Raw genomic sequence first — 7094 nt, 5'->3', positions numbered from 1 at the left:
AACAAATGACCCGTTTTACCCAATATATACGTCTCTCTGTTTTAGTGCTGCTTACCTGGGGTATGGCCAGCTCCTGCGAAAAAATGAAGGACCTGGAATTTATCCGGGTAGCCGGCGTTAGCTTTGACGAACTGGGTATGAGCACCAGCATTGTACGCATGACCCTGGCCTATTATAACCCTAATAACTTTAACCTGCAGCTGAAGGATGCCAATTTTGACCTGTTCTTTGACGATACCCAGGTAGGCCATTCCGTACAGGATACCCTTATCCGCATACCGGCTAAAGACACTTTTTACTTCCCTGTAAAGCTGGAGGTAAGCATGGCCAACGTGCTCAAAAACGCGTGGAGCGCTTTTGCCAATAAAGAGGTAACTATTAAGGCTACGGGTAATTGTAAGGTGGGTAAAGGCGGGTTATATTTCCCTTTCCCTATTAAGTGCGAGACCAAACAACCACTGAAATTCTTCTAAAAAGACAGCCTTCTTCAAAAACGATAGCAGCCTACCAGCTGCCGGTTACTAATTCCATAATGGTTAAAATGTGCCGGCTTTCGGAAAGGTCTTTTATGGGCGGCAGCTCCACCACAGCAGCGCGTACCTGGTTCAGGGCCTGCAGATCAATTTCTTTTATTAATCCATGCTTATAATAGCTGGCCAGGGCTATGGCAGTTTTTAATACCGTGGCTTTTACCCGTACGGAGTGCGGGGAATAGCGGCCGGGGTGCAGGTGAATGTATTTGCCGGTTTCCTCCTGCCCCATTCTTAAGATCCAGGTGGATTGGTCGGATAAGGTAAGGGACTGATAACCTTCCTCCAGATCCAGCCAGTGGGCGTATTCCGGCAGGGTATTGATGTTCCGCTCCCACAGGGCATCCAGGGTTTCCTGGCCGATTTCTGCTACCTGCAGCTGGCCCAGGTACAGGTCCATCTGGGAATTACCCAGCACCTTCAGGTGTTGGGTAAGTTCCGCTACCGGGCAGGTAGCTATGAAATTACCGATGGCGCCCAGGTGGTGCTTGAGCGCATTGAATTGTATATTATGTAATCCGGCGGCTTCCATCTAAAAAAAGTCCCGTTCCGGAGGGCCGGAACGGGAGCTATTCAATTTACAGTTACAAGAAATTTTAGTGTTTTTTGTCGGGATGCCCGCCACCATCTTCAGGTTTCTTGCAGCAGGTGGGCAGCTTGGCGTATGTTTCCGGGTTAGCGGTTACATTATCTGCATCATAGCCTGCATTGGCAATGGCTGTTTTCACATTTTCAATATTGGTGCGGTCCGTGAAGAACTTTACCGTAGTAATGTGCTTTTTAACATCCACTTTGGTAGAGGCGATGCCTTCTTCCTGCAGCATGTATTTTTCAATCCTTGCCTTACATTGTTCGCATTGTACGGTCGGTGTGCTGATCTTTGCCGTTACGAGGGTGCCTTTTTTAGATTGCGCCATGGTAGCGGTGCCTACAGCAACCAGCAGCATTACCATTACGAGCTTGATGATACGCATAAAAAATTGTTTTGATACCCGAAGATAAGGCAAATGTGCGAATGTGCAGATATGCAAATGTGCAGATGGATTAGCATTATTTCCGGATCGTGGAGGTCATTTGCACACCTGCACATTTGCATATCTGCACATCATTATTTCCCCCATTGATCCGGAGCGGTACGCCAGGATTGCAGGGTGGATTGTTCTGCGGCAGATACCATCCCTTTTTCAACCGCCAGCTCTATTAATGCATTATAATTACTGAGTGAGCGGAAGGGTACGCCGGCAGTTTCAAATGCCTTCACTGCGATATCAAATCCATAATTAAAGATAGATACCATGCCTATTACCTCCCCGCCTGCCTGGCGGATGGCCTGCACGGCTTCCAGACTGCTTTTGCCGGTAGAGATCAGGTCTTCTACCACTACCACGGGCTGGCCCTCCTGCAGCACGCCTTCGATCTGGTTGCCCATACCGTGTTCCTTGGGTTTGGAGCGTACATAAATGAAGGGCAGCTTTAGCTGATCGGCTACCAGGGCGCCATGCGGTATGCCCGCGGTAGCTACGCCGGCTATTACGGCTGCTTCCGGGAAGTCGCTGAACACCATGTTGGAGAGCTCAGATTTAATATAGTCGCGCACGTAAGGAAAGGATAACAGCTTACGGTTATCGCAATAAATGGGCGATTTCCAGCCGGAAGCCCAGGTAAAGGGCTCGGCGGGGCGCAGCTTTACGGCCTGCACCTGCAGCAGCTTTTCGGCTACTTGTTTTTCACTGATGTTACTCATGGCCGCAAAATTAGGGGATCGGTAGTTTTTTGTATAAAATAATATACAAAACATCTAAGTTTTTGTACAATTCACTATACAAACTGTATAGAAATGGACAAAGCAACTATGCTTTATTTACAACGGTTTACAATTCCGGCAGCGGATCAAGCGATACCGTTAATGATTATCAACTCCTACCTGTATATCTACGCATTCCCAACAGTATTTTATACGTAGCTGCTCCATCGCGGATCATACGGAATTTATCATAAGGGCTACGCATTCGTCGGTTACTGTTACCCACTTTGTTCACATATAGCTATTTTTGCCGTATGGAACAGACCAAAACGATATATCTCAACGAGAGACCCCTCATCCTATCTGCCAATCAAAGAGAGATCCCGGCCGGCTTTACAGAAGCGCCGGTGTGCCCTAAACCAGATGCTATTACCATCACCCAAACCCTGCTGGCATTGGAAAAGGGTGAGATACCGGCGGCTGTTTTTGTACAGTCAGATACGCAAAAGCTGCTGGATGCCATCAAAAGTCATTTTAGTGTTTTTGTAGCGGCAGGTGGCCTGATCACCAACCCGGCGGGCGAAATATTGCTGATGTTCCGCCGCGGTAAGTGGGACCTGCCCAAAGGCAAGCAGGATGAAGGAGAAAGCCTGGAGGATTGCGCTATACGCGAAGTTCAGGAGGAAACCGGCCTGCAGCACATTACCCTGGAGCACAAGCTCACGGAAACGTACCACTACTACCCGCTGAAAGAGAAAAAGGTGCTGAAACACACGTACTGGTACAAAATGCTGTTCACCGGATCAGAGCTTACAGTACCGCAGATAGAGGAAGATATTATGGATATACAATGGATCAGGCCTGAGAATTTAGGCAAGTACCTGAAGTTTTCCTATCAGAATATTGTGGATGTGTTTGAGAAAGCGGGATATGCAAATAGCTTTTAGCTGTTGGCTTTTAGCTATTAGCTGTTGGGGGCCATCCTTTAGCTAAAAGCTAATAGCTAATAGCTAAAGGCTTACTTATCATCCCGTTTAGGTAGTATAGCCACTGTTAAGCGGCTGATACATACCAGCTTATGCTGATCGTCCGTGATGCGGATGTCCCATACATGAGTAGTAGAACCTAAGTGCAGGGGCCTTGCAATAGCATGTACATAACCTTCCCGCACGCCTTTTATATGGTTGGCATTGATCTCCAACCCTACGCATATTTGCTTTTGAGAGTCTATCACCAGCCCCGATGCCATACTACCCACCGTTTCTGCCAGGGCTGCAGAAGCTCCACCGTGCAACAGTCCATAAGGTTGTACGGTACGGTGGTCTACCGGCATCATCATCCGCAGGTAATCCGGGCCTATTTCCGTGAACTCCATACCCAGGCAGCTGCCCATGGTATTATCGCCCCATTCGTTTAGCTGATCCAGTGAGATGTCGAGGGAGTGCCAGATTGGTTTCATTATTAATTTTTAATTATTCATTATTAATTGCGGGGCTGCTCTTTTTCCTGCGCCAGTGTTTGCAATACTGCCTCCGGTAAGAACTGCGATACATTGCCGTTATTACGGATAATATCCCGCACCAGGGTAGATGCAATGCTGGTGAACTGCGGCGTGCAGGTAAGGAAGATGGTTTCTATACTGTTGTCCATAGCCCGGTTCACATCTGCAATAGCCTTCTCATATTCAAAGTCATTCACGTAGCGGATACCCCTTAATATATATTGTGCATTTACCTGTCTGCAAAAATCCACCGTAAGCCCTTTGTAAGAGGCTGCCTTGATCTTAGGCTCATCCTTATAGATATCCCTGATCCATTGTAAACGCTGCTCCAGCGCGTACATGGGCACTTTGCTGGAATTTACGCCTATGGCAATGATCAATTCATCAAACAGGTCTATAGCACGGTCTATTACATCTTTATGGCCTAAGGTGATGGGATCAAAGGTGCCTGGAAATACACATATACGCATGGAAACAATTTAATGGTCAAATAGTTGCATACCGGGCTTTTAGCTGTGCTGCCGCAGCTCTTCCCGGTTAATGAAAATAGAAAATATGGTAGTACCGTAATTGCGTTCCGTACGGTAGTAGTTATAATGCTTGTAGTTGTTACGTGGTGTATGTTCCAGCACCAGCCAGCCTTCCGGGTTCAGGAGCTGCCGTTCGAATATTACCAGTGGCAGCTGGTCTATGGTGGTAAGTGCGTAAGGCGGGCCTGCAAAAATAAAGTCGAACTTATCGGTACACTGCTGCAGGAACCTGAATACATCCATGCGGAACAGTTTCAGGGTATGAATATCCAGCGCCTGTGCTGTTTTCTCAATGTAGGCGGCCATGTCCGGGTCCTTTTCCACAATGGTTTGATCCGTGGCGCCGCGGGAGGCCAGCTCGTAGCTGATGCTGCCGGTACCGCCAAAGATATCCAGTGTTTTGAGGGAGGGTATATCCAGGTTGTTTTCAATGATGTTGAACAAGCCGCCCTTGGCAATATCCGTGGTGGGCCGGGTATGGGGCATGTTGGCAGGCGGCTGAAACCTTCTTCCTCCATATGCCCCTCCTATTATACGCATAGGGCCAGGGCATACAGGTTATGAAAATAGTAACCGGGCATTTCCTGCATTTTGCCAATGTACTGGAACTCCGGCAGGCGCTGCACCCATTCCAGGTGGGATACAAACTTATGCAGCTCCTGGTAAATATCTGAATCCTTGGCCAGCGGGCCGCCCAGCTTTACCTTTACCTTTTGCTCATCCAGGCCCAACACCCGTACGGCATTTACCAGGTGGTATACTATATCCAGCCCGGATTGGTAGGGCAGCTCCTGCTGATTCAGCAGCTTGCCGGCGGCATAGATGGTAATGGTGAACCGGTTGCGCTGGGCCATAATATAGGCTACGCCATCATGGGCACGGAAATCAAAATCATAAGGGTAGGCCTGCAGCAGCGCGGAGTGTGCGTGTACTACACGGTCTGTAGAGAACTCCTTGCGTAAAAAGCCCAGCAGGTCTTTATCTACGGCATACACATTCACTAAGGACATAGGTGGCGGCAACACATCTGCCAGCACAGCTTCCTGCAGCTTTTCGGGGTATACCATGTGCAGGAAATCCTTTTTCAGCTGGGGGCTGTACTGGTTTTCCGGCACCAGGGTGCTTACAGAGGCGTCAAAGGCCAGCAACACGGATTTGAAAGCGGTAAAGAGCAGCTTGTCGGCATCAAATACCCGCTCGATCATTTCCAGGTCGGCCACGGCCAGCTTTTGCGGTTGGAAATTATATGACTTTAGCGCCAGGAACTTTCCTCCTGCAGGATCAAATACTACGTAGCTGAAAGTGCCCTGGCCTACCAGCACCAGCAGGTGACAGGTGGTAAGGTCCGTTTCCAGCAAAGAGGCATCGTCTACTGCAAATGCCGGCTGCATATTATATGTTACGGACATATTGTACTTGTGAATGAAGCAGCAATTTAAGGCGAAAAGCTGAAAGGTGAAAGCAGAAAGCTGATCACCTTTTTCTGCCAGGGCTTTTTTAGCGGAAAGCATAAGGCGGAAAGCATAAAGCTCCTCACTTTTTGCTGTTAATGCTTCTTTGAAGCTTCCTTTAAGCTTTATGCTTTGTGCTTTATGCTTTAAGCTCTACTGCAGTTCCTCCAGCATTTTCTTGCACTCCGCCTTAATACCGGGATCGTCCTGGGTTACAGGGCGCAGGGTAACGGCTTTGCGCAGCACATCCATGGCCAGGGTTTGCTGATCATTCTTATTATAGGCGCGGGCCAGTTCATAATAGTTCAAAATAAACCCGGGATCCAGCTTGCGGCATTTTTCATAATTGGCAATGGCCTGGTCCATAGAACCATCCGGCAGGCCGCCGAACAAGGCTTTGGCGGCATTTTTTTCCAGGAAGCTGAGGTTGGCCACCTCATAGTTCCATTTGCCCAATACATGATATGCCTGCCCATAGTTCGGGTTGAACTTAATGGCCAGCTCCGCATACTTCTTTACATCGCGGGAGGCAGCTACTTTTTCCTTGGCGCCGGAAATAAGTGCCAGCCGGCCCATAGCCACGGCCATTGCATAGTTGGCATTGGCATCGTTAGGGGCGGCTTTCAGGGCCTCTGCGGCATATTCTTTTGCTTCGTTAAAGTAGCGGGTCTTATCTTCCTTCTCTTTCTGGCGGTTGCCTTCGCGGGAGCTTAGCTCACTGGCGCCTATAAGGGCTTCCAGCTGAGCGGGTTGCGCTTTTAGTACGTCCTTGTATTTAGCCAGGGCCTCTGCCTCTTTCATTTGCTTTTCCAACTGTTTGGCCTGTTCCAAGGTTTCATCCACGTTCTGGGCGTATAGGGCGCCGGTGCTAAAAAGCAGGCAAAAGGCGGCCGTCATGAACTTTTGTGCCATAGGATGGGTTAGTTTATTTTATTTATATAAAAATAATAATAATATTTAATAATGAGCTGAAAGCTAAAAGCTGAAAGCTAAAAGCTGAAAGCCGAAAGCTGCTTTTCAAGGCTGAAAGCTTAAGGCAGAAAGCATAAAGCTGATTGCTTTTTGGGCTGAAAGCCGAAAGCTAAAAGCAGAAAGCTGCTTTTCTAGGCTAAAAGCTTAAGGCTGAAAGCATAAAGCCGATTGCTTTTTGCTGTTAACGCTTTTTTGAAGGCCCTTTTAGGGCTTTTTGCTTTCTGCTTTGCGCTTTATGCTTTACCCTTTATGCTTTATCCTTTATGCTTTGCGCTTTATGCTCTATTAGTATTCTTTTTCCAGCGATACCAGGGAGTTCCGTACCTCTGCACCCATGGGCGGGCTCATTTTGCGGAGGGTTACCAC

Annotated in this window: 10 protein-coding genes; 2 read left to right on the top strand and 8 right to left on the bottom strand. The window is 48.2% G+C overall.

What is annotated here, in order from left to right:
* A partial coding sequence (locus tag VIM87_RS18250) for an LEA type 2 family protein (protein WP_331998387.1) occupies window positions 1-473 on the top strand: 473 nt, incomplete at its 5' end.
* Between the two features lie 31 nt (window positions 474-504).
* Here the strand turns inward: VIM87_RS18250 and VIM87_RS18245 are convergent.
* The 3 genes from VIM87_RS18245 to pyrE all read right to left on the bottom strand — a co-directional run bounded on the left by VIM87_RS18245 (window position 505) and on the right by pyrE (window position 2274).
* Entirely contained in the window at window positions 505-1062 is a 558-nt protein-coding gene (locus VIM87_RS18245) for a hypothetical protein (RefSeq protein ID WP_331998386.1), read from the bottom strand.
* 64 nt (window positions 1063-1126) lie between these two features.
* Entirely contained in the window at window positions 1127-1504 is a 378-nt protein-coding gene (locus VIM87_RS18240; RefSeq protein ID WP_331998385.1) for a heavy-metal-associated domain-containing protein, read from the bottom strand.
* A 134-nt stretch (window positions 1505-1638) separates the two neighbouring features.
* Window positions 1639-2274, bottom strand: coding sequence for an orotate phosphoribosyltransferase (gene pyrE / locus VIM87_RS18235; protein WP_331998384.1), 636 nt, complete (start codon window positions 2272-2274; stop codon window positions 1639-1641).
* 314 nt (window positions 2275-2588) lie between these two features.
* On the opposite strand from pyrE, the gene VIM87_RS18230 reads away from it, so the two are divergent.
* Window positions 2589-3221, top strand: a complete 633-nt coding sequence (locus VIM87_RS18230; RefSeq protein ID WP_331998383.1) for an NUDIX hydrolase — start codon at window positions 2589-2591, stop codon at window positions 3219-3221.
* Window positions 3222-3292: 71 nt separating this feature from the next.
* Here the strand turns inward: VIM87_RS18230 and VIM87_RS18225 are convergent, their stop codons facing one another.
* From VIM87_RS18225 to VIM87_RS18205, 5 genes are all read right to left on the bottom strand, one after another.
* The gene (locus VIM87_RS18225; RefSeq protein WP_331998382.1) at window positions 3293-3733 is read right to left on the bottom strand and encodes a hotdog fold thioesterase; all 441 of its coding nucleotides are present in this window, start codon (window positions 3731-3733) and stop codon (window positions 3293-3295) included.
* A gap of 23 nt (window positions 3734-3756) precedes the next feature.
* A complete protein-coding gene (coaD, locus tag VIM87_RS18220) occupies window positions 3757-4245 on the bottom strand; it encodes a pantetheine-phosphate adenylyltransferase (protein WP_331998381.1) in 489 nt (162 codons plus the stop codon).
* A gap of 39 nt (window positions 4246-4284) precedes the next feature.
* Window positions 4285-4845, bottom strand: coding sequence for an RsmD family RNA methyltransferase (locus VIM87_RS18215; RefSeq protein ID WP_331998380.1), 561 nt, complete (start codon window positions 4843-4845; stop codon window positions 4285-4287).
* A complete protein-coding gene (locus VIM87_RS18210; protein WP_331998379.1) occupies window positions 4836-5714 on the bottom strand; it encodes a DUF3822 family protein in 879 nt (292 codons plus the stop codon). Before VIM87_RS18210 ends, VIM87_RS18215 begins: the two co-directional genes overlap by 10 nt.
* Window positions 5715-5909: 195 nt before the next feature.
* Window positions 5910-6668: a hypothetical protein gene (locus VIM87_RS18205; RefSeq protein ID WP_331998378.1), complete on the bottom strand. Its 759-nt coding sequence runs from the start codon at window positions 6666-6668 to the stop codon at window positions 5910-5912.
* Window positions 6669-7094 lie beyond the last annotated feature (426 nt).

The sequence above is a fragment of the Chitinophaga sp. genome, assembly GCF_036569125.1.
Lineage (GTDB): Bacteria > Bacteroidota > Bacteroidia > Chitinophagales > Chitinophagaceae > Chitinophaga.
Note: the sequence above shows the minus strand (reverse complement) of the source record. Positions and strands in the feature narration are given on the sequence as shown.

Coding starts and splice junctions, on each gene's coding strand:
- VIM87_RS18245 (WP_331998386.1), bottom strand. CDS start 1,062: ATGGAAGCCGCCGGATTACATAATATACAATTCAATGCGCTCAAGCAC.
- pyrE (WP_331998384.1), bottom strand. CDS start 2,274: ATGAGTAACATCAGTGAAAAACAAGTAGCCGAAAAGCTGCTGCAGGTG.
- VIM87_RS18240 (WP_331998385.1), bottom strand. CDS start 1,504: ATGCGTATCATCAAGCTCGTAATGGTAATGCTGCTGGTTGCTGTAGGC.
- VIM87_RS18225 (WP_331998382.1), bottom strand. CDS start 3,733: ATGAAACCAATCTGGCACTCCCTCGACATCTCACTGGATCAGCTAAAC.
- VIM87_RS18210 (WP_331998379.1), bottom strand. CDS start 5,714: ATGTCCGTAACATATAATATGCAGCCGGCATTTGCAGTAGACGATGCC.
- VIM87_RS18230 (WP_331998383.1), top strand. CDS start 2,589: ATGGAACAGACCAAAACGATATATCTCAACGAGAGACCCCTCATCCTA.
- coaD (WP_331998381.1), bottom strand. CDS start 4,245: ATGCGTATATGTGTATTTCCAGGCACCTTTGATCCCATCACCTTAGGC.
- VIM87_RS18215 (WP_331998380.1), bottom strand. CDS start 4,845: ATGCGTATAATAGGAGGGGCATATGGAGGAAGAAGGTTTCAGCCGCCT.
- VIM87_RS18205 (WP_331998378.1), bottom strand. CDS start 6,668: ATGGCACAAAAGTTCATGACGGCCGCCTTTTGCCTGCTTTTTAGCACC.